The following is a 2,424-nucleotide window of genomic DNA, read 5'->3' as shown; positions in this document are numbered from 1 at the left end:
GTGGCGGGCACGCAGACTCGGGCCACCGGTGCCCGAACCGCTTCCGGTCGTGGTACGCGCGGCCGAGACCGTCGAGGGGCGGGGACGCCTCTACGCCGCCGCGCAGGCCCGGGACCTGGCCGTGGCGACGCTGCGGGCGGCGGAGCGCGGACGCCTGACCGAGCGGCTCGGGCTGCCGGCTCAGGCCCGCCCCGCCCGTCCCGGTGACGCGGGGCAACCCGAGCCGGACCCGACCGCGCTCGTCGCCTCCGTCGCCACCCGCACAGGGCGGTCACCGGTCGAGATCAGGTCGCTCCTGTACGGTTCCGGGATGAGCCAAGACACCCCGACAGCAGGCGGGACGATCCCGGCAGAAGGGGTATCGGACGAGGCGCTGGTGGCGCTGGTGGATCAGCTCGACGCACTGGACCGGCAGGTGACAGCGGGACTGGACCGGCAGGTGGCAGCAGGATGAGTGTCCCGGAAACATCCGACGACACCCAGGCAACGGCTTCTTCCGCCGCCGGGCCAGTTGGCACCGTGCCATCGACTGCCGTGCCATCGACTGCCGTGCCGCCGGGTGCCGGACCGGTCAACGCCGGTCCCGGAGCCGAGGTACCCGGAGCCGAAGTGCCGCCCGTCCGGACCGTCCCGAGTGATCCGGAAACGGCCCGCCGGGCGCTGATCGCACTGCGCGAGGAGGTGGCCAGGGCCGTGGTCGGTCAGGACGCCGCCGTCAGCGGCCTTGTCGTGGCGCTGCTCTGCCGCGGTCACGTGCTGCTCGAAGGCGTCCCGGGAGTCGCCAAGACCCTGCTGGTGCGGGCTCTCGCCGCGGCGCTGTCCCTCAATACCAAGCGGTTGCAGTTCACCCCCGACCTGATGCCCGGGGACGTCACCGGGTCGCTCGTCTACGACGCCCGGACGTCGCTGTTCACCTTCCGGGAAGGGTCGGTGTTCACGAACCTGCTGCTTGCGGACGAGATCAACAGGACGCCCCCGAAGACCCAGGCCGCGCTGCTGGAGGCGATGGAGGAACGCCAGGTCAGCGTCGAGGGGGCGCCACGCCGGCTGCCGGTGCCGTTCACGGTCGTCGCCACGCAGAATCCGATCGAGCACGAGGGCACCTATCCGCTCCCCGAGGCGCAGCTCGACCGGTTCCTGCTCAAACTCACCGTGCCACTGCCACCGCGGGAGGACGAGATCGGGGTCCTCGCCCGCCACGCGTCCGGTTTCGACCCGTCCGACCTGGACGCGGCCGGGATCCGGCCCGTCGCCGGACCGTCACAGCTCGCCGTCGCCCGCGATGGCGTCCGCGGTGTGCAGGTCCGTCCGGAGGTACTCGGCTACATCGTCGATCTTGCCCGGGCCACCCGGGCAGCGCCCTCCGTGCAGCTGGGTGTGTCGCCCAGGGGAGCGACCGCGCTGCTGGCCACGACCCGGGCCTGGGCGTGGCTGTCCGGGCGGGGATATGCCACTCCGGACGACGTCAAGGCGCTCGCCCGTCCCACCCTGCGGCATCGGATCTCGTTGCGGCCCGAGGTCGTACCCGACGGCGTCACCACGGACACCGTCCTCAACCAGGTACTGGCCACCGTGCCCGTCCCGCGGTGACGCACGGTGGCAATCACCGGACGAGCCGCCGGGTTCGCCCTTGCCGGCGTGTTCGCCGTGCTGCTCTCCCCCGTCCCGGGGGTGACCCTGGTGCTGGTCAACACCGCGCTCGTGCTCGCGGTGGTCGCGGACGTCGTGCTCGCCGGAAGCGTGCGGACGCTTGCGTTCACCCGTTCCGGTCCGACGCGGTCGCGGCTGGGTGAACCGGTGCCGCTCGTCCTCGCCGTCACCAACACCGGACGGCGCAGGGTCCGGGCCCTGGTCCGCGACGCCTGGCCGCCGTCGTCCGGCGCCGAGCCCCGGGTCCTTCGCGTGACGATCCCGGCCGGGCAGCGACGGTTCTGCGAGATCGTCCTGCACCCCACCCGGCGGGGGGAACGCCACCCGTACCGCATCACGGTCCGTTCGCTGGGGCCGCTGGGTCTCGCCGGCCGGCAGGGCCGCCACCATGCGCCGTTCCAGGTGCGGGTGCTGCCCGCATTCACGTCCCGGCGGCAAATTCCGGCTGCTTTCGCGCGCCTGCAAAAGATCGAGGGTAACGTCACACTCCGTATCGGCGGGCAGGGTTCGGAGTTCGACAGCCTCCGTGACTACGTTCCGGGTGACGACGTCCGCATGATCGACTGGCGGGCCAGCGCGCGGCGCGGCACGGTGGCAGTCAGATCGTTCCGGCCGGAGCGGGACCGCCGGGTCATCTGCGTCCTGGACACCGGGCGGACCAGCGCCGGCCGCATCGGTGACACCCCTCGTCTCGACCACGCGATGGACGCCGCCCTGCTGCTCACGACCGTGGCCGCCCGCGCCGGCGACCGTATCGGACTGCTCGCGCACGAC

Annotated in this window: 2 protein-coding genes and 1 pseudogene; all 3 read left to right on the top strand. The window is 72.6% G+C overall.

Annotation, left to right across the window (positions count from 1 at the left end; genetic code table 11):
- Nucleotides 1–454: pseudogene (locus tag DD1DGNOD_RS06195) on the top strand (DUF4350 domain-containing protein); the annotation flags it as partial.
- Complete coding sequence (locus tag DD1DGNOD_RS06190) at nt 451–1,590, top strand: AAA family ATPase (protein ID WP_131769645.1); 1,140 nt, start codon at nt 451–453, stop codon at nt 1,588–1,590. The pseudogene DD1DGNOD_RS06195 and the gene DD1DGNOD_RS06190, both read left to right, overlap by 4 nt.
- Nucleotides 1,591–1,596: 6 nt before the next feature.
- Nucleotides 1,597–2,424 (top strand): DUF58 domain-containing protein (locus DD1DGNOD_RS06185; protein ID WP_131769648.1); only part of this gene is annotated, 828 nt, incomplete at its 3' end.

Source organism: Candidatus Protofrankia californiensis (assembly GCF_900634765.1).
GTDB classification, from domain to species: domain Bacteria; phylum Actinomycetota; class Actinomycetes; order Frankiales; family Frankiaceae; genus Protofrankia; species Protofrankia californiensis.
Note: the sequence above shows the minus strand (reverse complement) of the source record. Positions and strands in the feature narration are given on the sequence as shown.

What these genes read in the sequence shown, in the direction of transcription:
- DD1DGNOD_RS06190 (WP_131769645.1), top strand. Translation starts at nt 451, where the DNA reads ATGAGTGTCCCGGAAACATCCGACGACACCCAGGCAACGGCTTCTTCC.